The sequence below is a fragment of the Marinobacterium sp. MBR-111 genome (assembly GCF_040547585.1).
GTDB lineage: Bacteria > Pseudomonadota > Gammaproteobacteria > Pseudomonadales > Balneatricaceae > Marinobacterium > Marinobacterium iners.
The window spans coordinates 167,174-182,480 of record NZ_JBEPQA010000007.1 but is presented as its reverse complement, the minus strand read 5'-3'; the positions used below and the strand labels follow the sequence as shown (position 1 = coordinate 182,480).

Sequence of the window (15,307 nt, the reverse complement as noted above, 5' to 3'; positions counted from 1 at the left end):
AAGTGCCAGTTTGGTTTTGTAAAAGCCCGCTACCGTGGCCTGAAGAAAAACGACTGCAAGTTGGCCATGCTGTTCGCGCTGGCCAATGTTGTGCGGGTGGACCAGATGTTGAGAGCACAGGGTTAATCTGCCTGCACTGCCTGAAAAGGTGATTGCAGCTGGTTAAAAAGGGTTAAAAGTGTTGAATTTTCGCCTCTGAGGCGGTGATAACGACATTTCAGAGCCTTGGATCGGACTTATTCGTAGCTTCCCTAGGCCTTGTCGTTTTCCAGTCACAGTTGGTCAACGCGAAATGCCATGGAAATTCTACCAAATCCTGCTTCACGCACTGCGTCCCAATAGTATGAAATCCAACTAGTGGCCTGATCTCAGGCTCAAACAAAAGGAAACCCGGTACACCGCCCGGGTTTTTGTGCAAGTGATTTTTAACCAGGGGCTTACTCCGTACGAACTGATAGTCGGCCTTTTTCGGTACAGAAAAATCCTATCAGCAGCGCCAGGATCGTCAGACCTGCTAAGCGTGCCGTAATCAGCAGTTCGGTTTCTCCTGACAGCGGCACCAGGAATAGGGCTCCGGCGATCATGAACGCCAGTCGGGCTCCCAGTTTGCGTTTGTAACCCAGGTAGCCGACAAAGCCCACAGACACCGCCCAGACGCCGATCAGCGCCGAGATCACTGCTACTGCTATCGAGATCGGGTTACCGATAAGCAGTAGTGCCGGGGAGGTGACGAACAGGAACGGGATAATGTACGCCGTCCAGCCCAGTCGCATGGCGGTAAACGAGGTTTTGATCGGGTCTGCCTTGGCGATACTGGCGGCGAAAAAAGCACCGATGGCGATCGGCGGGGTAATCATCGACATCATGCCCATATAGAAGATAAATAGATGTGCGGCGATCGGCTCGACGCCCACCTGCACCAGGGATGGTGCAACCAATACTGCCAGCAGCAGATACACGCCCACCGTGGGCATGCCCATGCCTAGCACTATGCAGACCGCAGCGGCGATCACCAACAGCAGGAACAGGTTGCCCTGACCGAGCTGAACCAGCGCGTAGGTCAAGCCGAAGCCGAGACCTGTGACGTTGAGGATGCCGATAATAAAGCCCGCTGCCGCGCCGATCATGATGATATCGACAATGGAGTGACCGGTTTCAGCCAACGCATCGCGGATATCGGCCAGCCCCATGCGTTTGCCGTTATAGCCGCGCACCAGGCCTACGATCAGTGCGCCGAGGGCGCCCCAGAGGGCTGCGGTTTCAGGTCTCAGGTTGAAGAAGAACAGCGCGCCAATCACACCAGCAAACGGAATCGCAAAGACCCAGCCCTGGCCGAACACCTTCTTCTTTGACGGGATCAGCGCCGGGTCGATCTTCTTGATTTCCTCTTTGGCCGCTTCCAGATCCACCTGGATATAGAGTGAGGCATAGTAAAGCACCGCAGGTACCAGGGCCGCCAGTACCACCTCGGAGTAGCTAATCTGCAGGAACTCCGCCATCAGAAAAGCTACCGCTCCCATCACCGGCGGCATAATTTGCCCACCCGTTGAAGCCACGGTTTCGATGGCGGCGGCAGTCTGCGGCTTGAAACCGCCCTGCTTCATCATGCGGATGGTCACCACGCCGGTGGCGACGATATTGGAGACCACCACACCGGAGATGGAGCCAAACAGGGCTGAAGCGATGGTGGCGATCTTGCCAGAGCCGCCTTTGGAACGGCCCATCAGGCTCAGTGCCATATCGTTGAAGAAGTCGACGCCGCCGGAGCGCAGCAACAACTGGCCGAACAGCACGAAACCGATCACGATGGTGGCGGCCACACTGAGGGTAAGGCCCAGCATGCCGTTGGTATCGATACCGACGTAGACCATCAGTCGGTCCAGATCGATCTGCCGGGTCTGCAAGGGCCCTGAAAAGTTATGCCCCACCAGGGCGAAGGTGAGAAACGCCAGCACCACGATCACCAGCGTGATGCCGATGACACGTCGCAGCCCTTCCAGCACCAGCACGAAGAACAGGCCGGAAAGAGTCAGTGCCGCCGGAGGCATATCCAGTTGCCGCTCCACCAGCATCGGGTATTGCACCGCCAGATACAGCCCCGCTATAAAGGCAACAACGGCTACGCAGGCATCCATGCCACGCCGGGTCGGATTGGCCTGGGGTTTGAGAAATACCAGTGCCAGACTGATGCCAAGCACCACGGCCAGGTACTGCTCGGTATAGATCGCCAGCCCGATACGGCTGAACAGATCGGATGCGTAAGCGATAGCGGCAAGGGCGATAAGGGACCCAAGCAGGGTCCTTATCGCTTTCAGTGCCTTGGGTTCATGAACGGATATATGATCACTCATGACAGACCTCCTGACGGCAACCGGTTACTCTTGCCAGAGTCCCTTCTCCTTGAAGTAGCGCACGGCGCCCGGGTGATACTCAAGGGAGGGGTAGCTTTTGTGCGGGGTATCCACGGTCATGTTTCTGAAGCCAGGGAACAGGTCGCTGAGCTTCTCCTTGTTCTCCAGCACGGCGGAAACCATCTGATAAACCTGCTCGTCGGATACCTTGGCACCGACTACAAGCACGTTATCCCAGGTAACCATCTCGATTGGTTGCTCGACGCCTGCATAGTGCGGCGCAGGTTTCACCTCTGAGTAGTAAAATGCCGGACGGATTTTCGCCATGGCATCGTTGGCTTCGCCATCGGATTTCACCGGTAGGAACTTCACCCCGCCAACTGAAGCATCGACCTCGGCCACTTTCGGACCACCCACAGCGAAGTAGGTAGCGTCCAGGCGTCCGGAAGAGAGAGCATCGGCGGCGCGGATCAGGTCAGGTACAGGCACTGGGTCCACATCGTCCCAGCCGAGGCCACCGGTGGCGAGCATAGCCGCCATGTGTGGACGTCCCAGCGGAAAGGCGTTCCAGCCGCCGGCGACCTTTTTGCCCTTAAGGTCAGCGATGCTGTCGATACCTGAATCCTTACGCACGAAAATGCCGATCGGCTGCGGACTTATGCGCAAGGCCACGCGCAGGTTTTTACGCTGGCGGTCGTCGTAGTCCTCTTCGCCGCGCACGGCGACGATCACATCGTTAACGTCATTGATGGCGAACTCGGCCATACCCTGGTCCACCGCATCCATCATGGCGCGGTTGCCGCTAAACGGCTGCACCAGCGCGTTGATGTTCTGCTCGGAACGGGCCACGTTGGCCATGGCGGTGCTCATGGTGTTCCACACCGACCCCTGGGGAGGGGACGCGAACGAGAGCATCTGGGCAGAGGCGAGGTTGGCACCGAGGGTCAGCGACAGGCCGGCTACGGCAGCAAGAACTGTACGTTTCATTATTATTCTCCAGAGTCTTTATTGTTATGTTGCTGGGTATTCTCTCTTCTCTGTTCTTTCTCTACGTAAGTGATCAGGCGATCAGCAGCAGCACCTCCTCGCCGTCGATACGGGTGTCGTAGGTGCGTACATCTTCAGTGAGTGGGTCGCACATCGCCTTGCCGCTCTTGATGCAGAAGCGGCCCTGATGCAGCGGGCATTCGATCTCGCCATCCTCAAGGAAGCCGTCGCTCAGCAGCGCCTGGCCGTGGGTGCAAACGTTATCGGTGGCGAACACTTCGCCCTCATATTTGTACAGGGCGATCTGACGGCCTTCGACGGAGACGCCGATCACATCGTCATCGGGGATGTCGTCCAGTGCGGTTACTTTGATCCAGTTGTCGCTCATAAATACCTCCGGCCAATGCTCAGATCGGGTAGATCAGTGAGTTGAGAATCATGTCGTTGTCGAATACACAGATGCGCGACTCGATCTTCAGGCCATCCGGGGTGTTGCGGATGCGGTCGATGTAGCGACCCACATTGAACACCTGGGCGATGCCGTCGTTCTTGGTGCGGAACACGGCATAGTTGGCCTCGGATTCGATCAGCTCAGGCGTTAGCGACTTGATACGCGGCGCCGATACCACATGGTTCTGCATGTACGGATCGTGGAAGATGGTCTCGGTGATGCCGTAGATACGGTCCTTCAGCATTCCCTTGCCGTCGAGCGACAGTGCCGCCATCGGCAGGTTGCGCTCGTGGTTCTCCCGGGCCTGGATGCGGTAGGTGCAATCGTCGGTGAACATCTCGATCCAGCTGCCCCACTCCGCGGCATCCACGTTGGCGGCGTATTCCTGGTAGAACTGTGTCAGTTGCAGGTAGATTTCCATGTTCATTGCTTAGTCCTCCATCTGTTTGCGCCAGTATTCATACATGCCCCGGATCAGGGTTTCCGACACCATGTGATCGGTTTCCTCGATCTCACGGCCACCCAACTCCGCCAGGGAGCGGTGGAACGGCTTCTGTTCAAAGCCTTCCTGGGAAAACTCGATCACCTCGCCGTCATCGGCGGAGACAAAACCGGCCGGGCCGAACAGGTTGGCCTGACGCAGGCGGCGTTCGGTCATCTCCTCAGTGTCGTCTTCGTAGCCGAAATGGGTCCAGACGAAGTCGAAGGAGTCATGGCCGTTGGGCTGGATATGGCGGGTGCTGACGCTGTTCACCTGCTGCTGCAGGATGACGCTGGGGAACAGCGTCATCATCACGGCGGTGGGGCCGTTCCACCAGGGTTCCACTTCCACATCGAGGAAGCGCGGGTCGTTCAGCTTCATCTCTTCCTTGAAGCTGCTGACGCCGGTGGTCTGGGCGTTCTTGCCGCCTTCGCCACGGGTGGAGATCATCGCTGCATGACGGTGGTGGCTGTCCATCTTCAGTTCGGAGCGGTTATCCGCGCGCCAGAGACCGAAGGTGACAAACCAGGTGTGCAGCAGGCCCGGATGGTAAGGATCCTTGATGTTTTCCATCATCAGTTTCCAGTTACCGGGGATACGCTGTTTGTTGTAGCCAAGTAGCTTGAGCTTGCGACCGTTAAACATGCGGTCGAAGTAATGCAGCATCTCCGGACCGACAAAATCCTCGAAGGGTTCGGCTTCGAGATCGAAGGTCGCGAACACCACGCCGCCACGCTGGGCCACGCGCAGTTGGGTAAGACCGTGGTCAGCAGGTTTGAAGTCCTTCGGCATACCGCCTTTGATCTGACCGTCCTGCTTCACGCCGCGGCGGAAAGGCACGCCCTGTAGGTTGCCCTTGAGATCGTAGCTCCACTGGTGATAAGGGCAGACAAACTCTTTGGCGTTGCCATGCTTCTTGCGGCAGAAACGCATGCCGCGGTGGGCACAGACGTTCTCGACCACGTTGATTTCGCCATCGGCGCCGCGCACCATGATGACAGAACGCTCGCCGATTACTGTGCGCTTGAAGTCACCCTGCTCGGGGATTTCGGCTTCCAGGCCGACATAGCACCAGTGGTTCTGGTAGAACAGCTTCTCCAGTTCCTTCTGATGAGTCTGTTCATCGGTGTAAACCTTGAAGGGAATACGACTTGTATCCGGCTGATCCCAGACCGGACGCATCGGGATGTGAGTCTCGTTGCTCATCTTGTTTACCTTCTTATGCTTATTCTGAGGTTTCTTGTTATGCAGCGGGGGCGACAGGCCGTTGACTAAACCCCGCTGGGATAAAACGCGTCTGCATAGATGTGATCGATATTAGCGCCACGCTTGGTGGAAGCTAGCGAGGCGGCCTCAACCATCGACGGTGCGCCGGCCAGATAGATGCGCCAGTCGCTGAGGTCGGTGAAATCTTCCGCCAACACATCGGTAACCAGCCCCAGGCGGAATTGCTTGTGCTCACCGGTGTGGCTCAGGCAGATCTGGTAGCTAAAATTGGCGAAGTCGGCGGCCAGCGTATTCAGATAGTTGAGGCCGTAAAGATCCGCTTCGGTGCGGGCGCCAAACAGCAGGTGGATATCGTTCTGCATGCCCGATTCAAGCGCCCCGCGCAAGATCGACAGGATCGGCGCGAGGCCGGTGCCGGTGGCGATGCAGAGCATCGGGCCTTCATGTTTGCGGCGCAGGTAGGAGGCGCCCAGCGGACCATTCAGCTTCAGCTTGGTACCCACCTTGATACTTTCATCCAGCTGCGAAGTCACGCGGCCACCGGGTACCAGGCGGATGTGAAACTCCAGTTCATTATCCTCAGCTAGCCCCGCCATGGAATAGGCGCGGGTACCCTCTTTCCAGAAGGTCAGGTTGGCGTACTGACCCGGTGAATACTCCAGCGGCTTGGCCGTTTTAAGGCGCAGGCGGCGGACATCGTCAGCCAGCACCTCAAAGGCGGTAACTTTCGCCTTAAGTGTTTTTGTGGGGTGGATAATCACTTCATCCGGTTCGGGAATCTCTATCTCGCAGTCGCTTTCGACAGAACTCTGACAGGCGAGAACATACTGGCCGTTGCTGGCCAGGCGTCCTTCGGCAGCGATCGGGCCTTTCACTTCGCCGCTGATCACTTTGCAGCGGCAGGTGCCGCAACGGCCGGAGAGGCAGCTGTACGACACCGGGACTTCATTATCGCGCAGCAGGTCCAGCAGACTGGTGCCGGTGGCGGCGGTAAGCGTCTTGTTTATTGGTTTTATACGCACTTCCATCGTCCATCGCTCCGTAACTATGGCTCGTTGATGACGTGGAAATCACTATAGGCAGGCGAATGATATTCAGATATAAAAGATCCGGAATAATCATAATTCACGAAACTAATAACAAGAATGATGCGAGGTGACTGATGCTTCGGTTGCAGGATATCGATCTGAATCTTCTGATCGTGTTTCAGCTGATGTACCGGGAGCGTAAGACAGGCGTAGTGGCTGAGCAGCTGGGGTTGTCCCAGCCCGCTGTCAGCAACGCCCTGGCCCGCTTGCGAAAGGTGCTGAACGATGAGCTGTTTGAACGCACTGCACGAGGGATGCGCCCTACACCCTATGCGGAGAATATTGCGGAATCGGTGGGCTATGCCCTCAGCACCCTGCAGGACGGGCTTAATTTCGAAGAGCGTTTCGACCCCGCCAAAAGTGATCGTACCTTCCATATCTCCATGACTGACCTGGGCGAGATGTACCTGCTGCCCCGATTGATCTCCCATCTGGCGGAACATGCGCCTCAGATCTCCATCAGTACCGTACGTGATACCGGCCGCTCTCTGAACGAGGAGATGGGCGCGGGTGCCGTGGACCTGGCGGTGGGGCTGCTGCCGCAGCTGGACGCGGGTTTCTATCAGCGCCGTCTATTTGATCAGGACTACGTCTGCTTGATGCGCAGAGATCATCCTCTAGCACAGGGGGAGCTAACGCTGGAACGTTTTTCCAGTGCTCAGCATATCGTTATCGAGGCTCGCGGTACCGGCCACGGCCGTATCGAAGAGCTGCTCAAGCGCAGCGGCGTCAACCGAATCGTCAGGCTGAATCTGCCCAACTTCATGTCCGCGCCCTATATCGTTGCCGAAACCGACCTGATCGCCACAGTCACGGAGAAACTTGCGCTGCAGACTGCCGACAAGCTGGGGCTGGTGGCCCATCCGCATCCGGTGCAGTTACCTTCTGCACAGATAAACCTGTTTTGGCACCGGCGCTTTCACCAGGACACCGGCAATATCTGGCTGCGCAATCTGCTGTTCCAGCTGTTTTCGGAGTGACAGGCCAGTACAGAAATCAGTGCAGAGATAAGTCCGCTCTCAGATAAAGCGGGCGGACGACTCTCTGAAGCTGTTGAGTAGATCCACCATGGTTGGTTCGTCCTGCACATCTTCACGCCAGCACATACCCACCGAACCCTCGTCGCTGTCGATATCGATATCCAGCGGCTCCATCAGACCGCGATCATTGAAATGATTGGCCACCCGCTCCGAAGCAACAGAGATCATATCGGTGTATTGCAGCAACCAGAGATTACCGACCTGGGAGGTGGACTCTACCCGGTAGCGAGGTGGTTTGCGCCCGGCCCGGGTTAGCGCTGCATCCAGCTTGGTGCGGATCGGTGTGCCGTCGGGCCAGACGATCCAGTCGTAGTCGTAAAGGTCATCCCAGCTCACCTTGCCGCGCTGGGCCAGCGGATGGCTCAGACGCGATACAACGCGGATTCGTTCGCTGTAGAGCTGTTCGCTGCGAAACTCCAGCGAGGGGCGATAGTTGTCCAGCCGGCCCACCACCACATCAAGCTCGCCCAGTTTCAACTTCGCCAACAGGGCGTTCATGGTGTTTTCCTGCACCTGCACCTTGGAACGGGGGTGCAGCTCCAGAAAGTGGCCGATGGCCGCCGGCACAAAACTGGGTGCCGATGCGGGGGAAGTGCCAATGGCCACACTCTCGGCCGCGCCCTCATGCACCGCCTCGATATTCTGTTGCGCGCGCTCTACCTCGGTCTGAATGCGGCGCGCATGGGCGATCAGCATGTGGCCCAGTGCCGTGGGGCGAAGCCCCCGGGCGTGGCGCTCGAACAGCTCGCCGCCCACATCCTCTTCCAGCTCTTTAAGCCAGCGCGAAAGGGAGGGTTGGGTGGTATAGGTCAACCGCGCGGTTTCACTGAGACTGCCGGTATTGCCGAGAGTGATCAGCAGCGGCAGATGCTTCAGGCGTATGTGTCGTGTCCAGTCCATGATATTACCCATGTCAAAATCGGTATGGGAGCATGTTTACATATCATTAGTCGATATAGGTTGGCTCGACAATAATGGCTCCATCGCTATAAAGCAACGAACGACAGGAAAGCCAGATGCAGCTTTACAGTTTCTTTAACAGTTCCACCTCATATCGCGTGCGTATCGCGATGGCGCTCAAAGGGCTGAGCTACGACTATCAGGGCATCAACCTGCGAGCCGGTGACCAGCGCAGCGAGGATTACCAGCAGGTTAACCCAGCCAGGGGGGTGCCCGTGCTGGTGGACGATAACGACGTTTCCCTAAGCCAGTCCATGGCGATCATTCAGTATCTGGATGACACTCATGGAGGTTGCTGCCTTATTCCACGGGAAGCGCTGGCCAAGGCGCGGGTGCTGGAGTTCTCCAACCTGATCGCCTGCGATATGCACCCGGTGAACAACCTGAGGATTCTAGGTTACCTGGTGAATAACCTGGGTGCCGACGACGCGCAGAAAAAAGAGTGGTACTGCCACTGGATCGCCGAAGGCTTCGCTGCTGCGGAAAAACTGCTGGAACGGCACGGCCATGGTGCCTACTGCTTCGGTGATGAGCCGACACTGGCGGACTGCTGTCTGGTACCTCAGGTGGCCAACGCTTCCCGCTTCGGCTGCGATCTAAGCCCCTACAAGCACGTGATGGCGATTTACGAACACTGTCAGCAGCATCCGGCTTTTAAAGAAGCAGCGCCGGAAAATCAGCCGGATTACATCGGTTAACAACAGCAGCTGATCAACGTTAAAGAACAAAGACCCCAAATAATGACGACTCACCCAAGACGAGGATAATAACGATGCAGTCTCTGGGCACACTGGAAGAGCTTCCACAGGAATACCGCGATGACCTCACCGACCTGAACCTCGTGCCGTTGTGGCCGAGCATGCGTGCGGTGCTGCCCTATGGCGTTCCGACCCGCAATACGCAGACCCTCAACTGGCGCTATGAGCAAGTACGCCCGCTCCTGATCCAGGCCGGTGAACTGACACCGATGGAGAAGGCCGAGCGCCGCGTACTGGTGCTGGCCAACCCCGGCCATGGTCTCACCAACATGCAGGCCACGCCGAGCATCTACCTGGGCCTGCAGCTGATCCTGCCGGGCGAGACTGCGCCGAATCACCGACATACCCCCAACGCGGTGCGCATCATCGTTGAAGGCGAGGGCGCCTATACCACCGTAGACGGCGAACCCTGCCGCATGGACCGTGGCGACCTGATCCTGACCCCGGCCGGTAAATGGCACGAACACCACCATGAGGGCGAAGGCCCCATAGTTTGGCTGGATGTGCTCGATCTGCCGCTGATCTACTCGCTCGAAGGTTCCTGGGCGATGGAAGGCCAGCCGCAGCAGGATGTAAAAGCGCGGGATAAATCCTTTGCCGATTACAGCGCGGCCGGTGTGGTACCGAACCTGAACTTCCAGCGTGAGAACAAAAACGCGCCGATGCTGCGCTACCCCTGGAGCAAGACCCGCGCCTGCCTTACCGAGATGGCAACGGACTACGCAGAGGGTCTGCTTCGGACCAGCTACGTCAACCCAGAGACCGGCGCCAGCCTGTTCCCGAGCATCGGCTTCGGCGCCATCATGCTGCGCCCAGGTGAAACCATCACCCTGCCAAAGCGCACCACCGCCTGCATCTTCCACGCGGTTGAAGGTGCCGGCACGCTGCAGGTCGAGGACGGTGCAGCGCTCAACTGGGTGGAGAAAGACACCCTGAGCGCGCCGGGTTACAGCGATATCACCCTGAGTAATGCATCCGGCACTGAACCGGCCTTCTTCATAACTGCCGACGAAGCGCCGCTGCATCAATATCTCGGCATTTTCTGATCGCCGTCCCCTGGCCGCGGCCGGGGGAAGTTGCACGCAATCCAATGACCCGACTTCATAAATTAAGAGAGACCCAACATGGCTAACACAGTATTCCCCGTACCCGCTCCGGTTCTGGCTCCGATCCAGGGTTCCGATGAGACTTTTCCGGTTAACCGCATCTTCTGCGTCGGCCGTAACTATCTTGCCCACGCCGCTGAAATGGGTGTGGCTGTGGATAAGAGCAAGCAGGAGCCGTTCTACTTCAACAAGCACCCGGCTTACCTGGTCGAGTCTGGCGCGGCTATCGATTATCCGCCGCAGACCGAGAACTACCACTATGAGATGGAGTTCGTGGTCGCCATCGGCAAAGCGGGTTTTGAAGTGTCCCAGGAAGATGCCGACGAGCTGATCTGGGGTTACGCCTGCGGTCTGGATATGACCCGCCGCGACCTGCAGTTGAAAGCGCGTGAGCAGGGCCGTCCCTGGGATCTGGGTAAGGACTTCGAAGAGTCTGCGATCCTCTCACCGATAGTACCTGTGGCCCAAACCGGCATCGTCAGCGAAGGCAAGATCGAGTTGGCCGTTAACGGTGAAACCAAGCAGTCATCCAATCTGAATCTGCTGATCTGGAACGTGCGCGAGATCATCGAGCACCTGTCCAGGTTCTACCACCTGCAGCCGGGCGACATCATCTACACCGGCACCCCTGAAGGTGTCGGCCCGGTTGTTGCCGGCGACAAGATCACCGGCAGCATCGAAAGTGTCGGCGAGATCGAACTGACTATCAACAAATAAACCAGTCTGACCCGCCAACGTGCCGCTATCTGCCCCATTAGCGGCACCGCTTTCATGTCTGCGTGCAGACACGCAAAAGAAGCAGAATATAACAACTAGAGGCTTTTGTGATGACGAACTTTAAGAAGCTGATCTCCTGTGTTGCACTGGGTGGAGCAATTCTGGCAAGTACAACTTCGGCCCAGGCCGAAAAACTGCGCCTTGGTCATGTAACCCCGCCGAGCCATATCTGGCACAAGGTCGCCGAGCGTTTTGACGCCAACTTGCAGGCCGCCACCAATGGCGACGACTCAATGATGATCTTCCCGCTGGGCAAGCTCGGTGGTCCGGACCAGATGATGGATCTGCTCCAGTCCGGCGGTCTGCAGCTGGCGATTCTCACGGCCAGCTCCGTGGCTAACCGCTACGAGCCAATGAACTCCTGGTTCCTGCCATACACCTTTAACAACGTCAGCGAAGCGGCTGCCGCGACTAGGTCGCCGGAAGCCCAGCAGATGCTGAAGGATCTGGAAGAACACAAGATGGTCGGTCTGGGCTATGCCCTAGCGGGCATGCGTCATGTGCTTTCCGCCGAGCCGCTGACCAGCATCGAATCGTTTGAGAACAAAAAGATCCGTGCCTTCCCGAACCCGGTCTTCAATGACTGGTGGTCCGAGCTGGGCGCTGCACCAACTGCACTGCCGCTGGCCGATGTCTCCTCTGCGCTGACCACCAACCTGCTGGACGGTGTCGATGTGGATCTGGATATCGTGGTTGGCCTGAAGATGTACCAGCAGGCGCCCAACCTGACTCTGACCAACCACATGGCTTTCCCGGCGGTAGTCGTCGCATCTGAAAAATGGTGGTCCGGCCTGTCTGCCGAGAAACAGCAGATCGTCATGGATGCCTACAAGGAAGCGGAAGCCTGGGGTTTTGAGCAGCAGGCGAAAGCAGAAATCAGCAATCTGCAGCTACTCAAAGATGCCGGCGTCACTGTGAACGAAATCGACCAGGGCGCGTTCCGTGAAACTGCTGGCAAGATCGTGCAGAAGTACACCTCTTCCAACGAGGCGATCGCTGAGTTCTACAAGGCTCAGACCGAGTAAAAGAGAGACCGGGCCCGGCTAGCCAATGAGACTGGCTCCAGGCCCGCAGCCAGGGGTTGCCATGATCAAATTGATTGAACTGCTGGACAAGGGAATGGCGCGTGTCGAATTCACGCTGCTTATAGCTCTGGTCGCGGCGCTTACACTTATCCTTTCCGCTCAGGTTATCCTGAGATATGTCTTCAGCAGCCCACTGTTCTGGGCTGAGGAAGTTGCCGTTCAGATTCTGATCTCGGCAACCTTCATCGGCGTCAGCTACCTGACATTTGCCGACTCGCTTGTGCGGGTGGATTTCCTGATCGATCAGCTCCCTCGGAGCATGCAGAACGCATTGACGTTCCTGCTGCGACTGGCTGCTTTTGGTGTGTTGGTCATTTTCTGTTACTACGCCACCGACTGGATCCTGCGGCCAGAGATCAAGACTGATATCTCGCCGACCACGGGGCTGCCACGCTGGTACAACTATTCTGTGCTGGTAGGTGCTTTCTACTGCATGACTTGGCATATGCTGGCAAAGCTGATCCTGTTCCGCCCCTACCAGCATAAGAATGCGGTGGGTGCGACCAATGCTGGGGGGGATGCATGATTACCACACTGACCTTTTTCGTGGCCCTGCTGCTCGGGCTGCCGATATTTATCACCTTGTTGCTGGGTACGCTGGTGTTCCTCTGGCAAACCGATCTGACGATTCTGATGAGTTCGCTGCCGATACAGCTTTACGGAGCGCTGAACCAGAATGGCCTGCTGGCGATCCCACTGTTCATGCTGGTGGGTGAACTGATGAACAAAGGCGGACTCACCCGCCGTCTGATGAACGCCGCCGAGGTATTCGTAGGTGGTTTTCGCGGCGGTCTGGCTTATGTGAACCTGCTCACCAACGCCATGGCGGCATCGATTCTCGGCTCCGCCACGGCACAGATTTCAGTCATGAGTCGGCTGATGGTGCCGACCATGGTGGAGAAAGGCTACAACAAGGAGTTTTCCGCTGCCGTGACCATGGCGGGCGGCTTGCTCGGCCCGATCATTCCACCATCGATGCTGATGATCATCTATGGTGTGGTGGCCTATCAGCCGATCTCTGCACTGTTTATCGCCGGTATTCTGCCAGGACTGGTGATCATCGCTGGCTTTGCCATCGTGATCTTTATCACCGGCCTGACCAAGGGCTTGCCCAAGGGCGAGAACCAACAGCGTGATATGCTGAAGGAAGATCTGATCGGCGGCCTGCTGCCGGGCGCAATCCCGTGCGTGGTTATCGTCTGCATCATCTCCGGTGTGATGACGCCCACCGAAGCGGGTGCCATCGCCTCGATCCTGTCGTTCCTACTCGGCAAGTTCGTTTACAAGGCGATAGCCCTTCGTGACCTGCCGCAGATATTCGGCTCGGTGGCGATCAACACCGCGACCATCACAGGCCTGATCGGTATCGCCTCGGTATTCGGCTGGGCACTGTCGTTCGAAGGTGTGCCAGACATGATGGTCGAGTACATCACGGGGCTGACTGACTCGCCGGTGATGTTCCTGATGCTGGTTTACCTGCTGGTGATCCTTCTGGGTATGTTTCTGGAGAGCATCAGCGTTATGATCGTGATCGTGCCTATCATACTGCCGGCGGCGATCTCCTACGGCATCGATCCGATCCACTTCGGCGTAATGATCAGCTTGGCAACTTTGGTTGGCTTGGTAACTCCGCCTGTGGGTCCGGGCCTTTATATTGCGATGGTCGCGGCTCAACTACCCATGGGGCGTCTATTTATAGCTATGCTGCCATTCTTGGCAATGATGATTTTGAGCATGCTTATTATCGCCCTGCTCCCTGAGATATCTCTTTGGCTACCCAGTTTAATGGGTGAAGGCTGAGCTATCTTAGTTCAATGAATATGTTGAGTTTGGTTCGAGAAAGATGGCCCTCCGTTTATAGTTACCCCAAGATTAGTTTCGGGGCCATCTCATTATGCCCAAGACTGTAAGTCGCTTTCGATAACTCAGGACAAAGCTGCCTTTGATTTTCTCATCGGAACGCGCAGTCATGAAACTGCGAAGGGCTGCCGTAAAATCACCGAAGTCAGGATTCGTTGCCAAGCGCTGCACTTAATCAAGGAGAAACAGTATCGGTTTGTTGGTGGCTTCCAGCTCTTCGAATGCGGCTTCAACAACCTGCTTTCCTGCTCTCGGCTGACTGCCATGACAGCAGTTACAAACGCCATGGTCGGAGATGATTTGTCGCGCCAGAAATCGACATAGGCCATCTATATATCCTGTTCCTTCACCAGTGGCGCGATATCACGCTGGACAAATTCCGTCTTGCCCCGCTTGCGAGGTGCAACTACACCAACCTGATGGGCCGCTCGGCGAACTCGGTCGCCATGAAACTGTGCAACCTGGCCAGTCTCGATCCGGCGATCACCGCATCAGGCCGTAAGGGTCTGACAGGTGCCTCAAAACTGGACCGAGTCATCTGGGACGAATTTCATGCCGATTGGGAGGGACTGGTATTGGAAAGCAGCCGAATAAAAGCCGAACTGGAACAGACCTCAGGCGATATAACGGAAACTGAATCCGCCAGTGAGGAACTGATAGACGACTTTACAGGCGAAACCCGCCGTCAAATCGTGCAGCAACGCATCAAGCAGTCGTTTTTCCGCCGCGCTGTGCTGTCGAGTTATCACCACCGCTGCTGCGTCACCGGCCTCTCGGAACCACGCCTACTGATCGCTAGCCATATCGTCCCGTGGAGTCAAGACAAAACCAACCGACTCAACCCCAGCAATGGGCTTTGCCTATCTGCGCTATATGATCGGGCCTTTGATCAGGGATTGATGACGTTTGATGAGGATTGGCGGGTTGTGCTGTCGGCCCAACTCAAACAGCCAGAGCCTGCCATGCAGCGCTTTTTCCAGGCGGTCGAGGGGCAAAAGATTGTGATGCCTGAGCGGTTTAGTCCTGATCCCGGATTGATGCAGCAGCATAGGGATCAGATTTTTGTGGGAGGGAGACTGATCTGATGGACATGGGGTTTGTTCTGCTTTGCGCACAGAGCGGACATGAGTTGGGTT

15 protein-coding genes and 1 pseudogene are annotated in these 15,307 nt (G+C 57.0%); 9 read left to right on the top strand and 7 right to left on the bottom strand.

The genetic code is table 11. The annotated features are described in order from the left end of the window. Positions 1-126 (top strand): annotated as a pseudogene (locus tag ABIE61_RS07650) (IS5/IS1182 family transposase); the annotation flags it as partial. Between the two features lie 311 nt (positions 127-437). Here the strand turns inward: ABIE61_RS07650 and ABIE61_RS07645 are convergent. The 6 genes from ABIE61_RS07645 to ABIE61_RS07620 all read right to left on the bottom strand — a co-directional run bounded on the left by ABIE61_RS07645 (position 438) and on the right by ABIE61_RS07620 (position 6,525). Beyond that, a complete protein-coding gene (locus ABIE61_RS07645; RefSeq protein ID WP_354408180.1) occupies positions 438-2,351 on the bottom strand; it encodes a TRAP transporter permease in 1,914 nt (637 codons plus the stop codon). Between the two features lie 24 nt (positions 2,352-2,375). Next, positions 2,376-3,338, bottom strand: coding sequence for a TAXI family TRAP transporter solute-binding subunit (locus ABIE61_RS07640; protein ID WP_354408177.1), 963 nt, complete (start codon positions 3,336-3,338; stop codon positions 2,376-2,378). A gap of 73 nt (positions 3,339-3,411) precedes the next feature. Further along, positions 3,412-3,726, bottom strand: coding sequence for a non-heme iron oxygenase ferredoxin subunit (locus tag ABIE61_RS07635; protein WP_354408174.1), 315 nt, complete (start codon positions 3,724-3,726; stop codon positions 3,412-3,414). A gap of 19 nt (positions 3,727-3,745) precedes the next feature. Next, complete coding sequence (locus ABIE61_RS07630; protein WP_354408171.1) at positions 3,746-4,216, bottom strand: aromatic-ring-hydroxylating dioxygenase subunit beta; 471 nt, start codon at positions 4,214-4,216, stop codon at positions 3,746-3,748. 3 nt (positions 4,217-4,219) lie between these two features. Then, positions 4,220-5,476 (bottom strand): aromatic ring-hydroxylating dioxygenase subunit alpha, encoded by a 1,257-nt coding sequence (locus ABIE61_RS07625; RefSeq protein WP_354408168.1) that lies wholly within the window; start codon positions 5,474-5,476, stop codon positions 4,220-4,222. A gap of 65 nt (positions 5,477-5,541) precedes the next feature. After that, positions 5,542-6,525, bottom strand: a complete 984-nt coding sequence (locus tag ABIE61_RS07620) for a 2Fe-2S iron-sulfur cluster-binding protein (RefSeq protein ID WP_354408165.1) — start codon at positions 6,523-6,525, stop codon at positions 5,542-5,544. Positions 6,526-6,659: 134 nt separating this feature from the next. Between ABIE61_RS07620 and ABIE61_RS07615 the strand changes: the two genes are divergently transcribed. Continuing rightward, positions 6,660-7,565 carry a LysR family transcriptional regulator gene (locus ABIE61_RS07615; RefSeq protein ID WP_354408163.1) on the top strand — a complete coding sequence of 302 codons (906 nt, stop codon included), beginning with the start codon at positions 6,660-6,662 and terminating at the stop codon, positions 7,563-7,565. A 39-nt stretch (positions 7,566-7,604) separates the two neighbouring features. Here ABIE61_RS07615 and ABIE61_RS07610 read toward each other — a convergent pair whose 3' ends face one another. Next, the gene (locus tag ABIE61_RS07610; protein ID WP_354408160.1) at positions 7,605-8,525 is read right to left on the bottom strand and encodes a LysR family transcriptional regulator; all 921 of its coding nucleotides are present in this window, start codon (positions 8,523-8,525) and stop codon (positions 7,605-7,607) included. 116 nt (positions 8,526-8,641) lie between these two features. Here ABIE61_RS07610 and maiA point away from each other — a divergent pair, with 116 nt between their 5' ends. The 7 genes from maiA to ABIE61_RS07575 all read left to right on the top strand — a co-directional run bounded on the left by maiA (position 8,642) and on the right by ABIE61_RS07575 (position 15,256). Beyond that, a complete protein-coding gene (gene maiA / locus ABIE61_RS07605; RefSeq protein WP_354408157.1) occupies positions 8,642-9,283 on the top strand; it encodes a maleylacetoacetate isomerase in 642 nt (213 codons plus the stop codon). A 143-nt stretch (positions 9,284-9,426) separates the two neighbouring features. Then, positions 9,427-10,389, top strand: a complete 963-nt coding sequence (locus tag ABIE61_RS07600) for a cupin domain-containing protein (RefSeq protein ID WP_354408154.1) — start codon at positions 9,427-9,429, stop codon at positions 10,387-10,389. Positions 10,390-10,467: 78 nt separating this feature from the next. Further along, on the top strand, positions 10,468-11,166 hold the full coding sequence (locus tag ABIE61_RS07595) for a fumarylacetoacetate hydrolase family protein (RefSeq protein WP_354408151.1): 699 nt from the start codon (positions 10,468-10,470) through the stop codon (positions 11,164-11,166). Between the two features lie 110 nt (positions 11,167-11,276). Next, positions 11,277-12,251 (top strand): TRAP transporter substrate-binding protein, encoded by a 975-nt coding sequence (locus tag ABIE61_RS07590; protein WP_354408150.1) that lies wholly within the window; start codon positions 11,277-11,279, stop codon positions 12,249-12,251. A 61-nt stretch (positions 12,252-12,312) separates the two neighbouring features. Further along, a complete protein-coding gene (locus ABIE61_RS07585; RefSeq protein ID WP_354408147.1) occupies positions 12,313-12,837 on the top strand; it encodes a TRAP transporter small permease in 525 nt (174 codons plus the stop codon). Next, on the top strand, positions 12,834-14,111 hold the full coding sequence (locus tag ABIE61_RS07580) for a TRAP transporter large permease (RefSeq protein ID WP_354408145.1): 1,278 nt from the start codon (positions 12,834-12,836) through the stop codon (positions 14,109-14,111). The genes ABIE61_RS07585 and ABIE61_RS07580 overlap by 4 nt, the downstream gene beginning before the upstream one ends. A gap of 506 nt (positions 14,112-14,617) precedes the next feature. Continuing rightward, entirely contained in the window at positions 14,618-15,256 is a 639-nt protein-coding gene (locus ABIE61_RS07575) for an HNH endonuclease (protein WP_354408143.1), read from the top strand. The last annotated feature ends 51 nt before the right edge of the window (positions 15,257-15,307 follow it).